Consider the following 1,178-nt stretch of genomic DNA (forward strand, 5'->3'; position numbering starts at 1 on the left):
CTCTAAACTTTTGGGGGTTTCACGCTCTTCGCCAAAGTGTTGTGCCGTATCAAGAAAATCAGCATCTACAAGGGCGGAAAAAAGCATTCGTACATCGAGCATAACGGAAGCGGTTGTGGCTAGTTTTGGCTTAACGAGATAATTTTTGGGCGGCTGAACCGTAAAACCATCGGCCTGTAACCGTGCTGTGAGGGCTTCCACATCTGTTTCAGATAATTCGATAGAGCGCTGTATTGAAGCTAGTGGATCGAGTTCTCTCAAAGAGTCGATATCGCCTCTCTGCAAACCAATGTGATGGCCTTGTATCGCAAGAGCTGCCCCTACGCTTTTTCCTTTGGTAAGTGCCACCCAAGCACCGGTCGTCCAATGGTCAAGCCCCTTCTCTTTCCCTTCTAAACGGCGAGAGAAGCGTTCGCTATACTTGCCAAGATCATGCAAAATCCCTGCGAGATAGGCCTCATCAGCACCACCAAAGGACTCTGCAAAACGGCTTGCCATTGTGGCAACGTTGGTGAGATGCTCTTTCATCGTCTGACGAAGTCCTAGCTTGTTGGCGCTATGGGCGTAGTAGGTCATCGTTAGTCATCCTCCACGAATTTTCAGTTTTCTGTAGGGCGAACGTCTAATAATGAAATACCTAGGAGGCCTTAAAAAGCGGAAAATGAGGGGAAAAAATTTTTGTACTACCCCAAAGGTCGGAGAACGAACCAGGCGATCTCTTCGGGTACCAAGCCGCTCCTGCTTAGGTGGCTTGATCTTTAGCGTGGTCTTGCTGCACCTTCGCCTCTTCCTGAACCACCGCATCTAGTGCCGATGCCGGTGCATGTGTCTGACGTAAAGCCTGCTGCCAATCGGTTAGCACACGCAGGTAGAGCCGATAGAGCGCTTCCCGCTTCGCCTGAGGCATGATCGCATAGCTCATCGTGTGGCGGCGTGACCAGTAGAGCCGCATCAGCGCATCGGCGTCGGCCAAATGCTTTATGGCCTCCGCGTCTTGTCCCTGGCGCATCTCTATCTCCGCAAGCCCTACCTGGCCATAAACAAACTCCGTCTCCACCAGCTCGTCGCCCATCGCCCGCACGGTGCCGTAGGGCGCATGCTCTAACTCCGTCATAATGCGGTAGATGTTCTCTGCATCCTGCGTTTTCCCAACGGCCAAGAGGGCATCGCCTAAATGG

General features: G+C 52.3%; 2 protein-coding genes. Both read right to left on the reverse strand.

What is annotated here, in order from left to right; translation table 11 throughout:
- A partial coding sequence (locus tag VKV29_RS08570) for a CRISPR-associated endonuclease Cas3'' (protein WP_324200892.1) occupies window positions 1–576 on the reverse strand: 576 nt, incomplete at its 3' end.
- A 166-nt stretch (window positions 577–742) separates the two neighbouring features.
- Window positions 743–1,178, reverse strand: a 436-nt coding sequence (locus VKV29_RS08575; RefSeq protein WP_324200893.1) for a hypothetical protein, incomplete at its 5' end; no start/stop codon positions are given.

It is taken from the genome of Chthonomonas sp. (assembly GCF_035294165.1).
Classification (GTDB): domain Bacteria; phylum Armatimonadota; class Chthonomonadetes; order Chthonomonadales; family Chthonomonadaceae; genus Chthonomonas.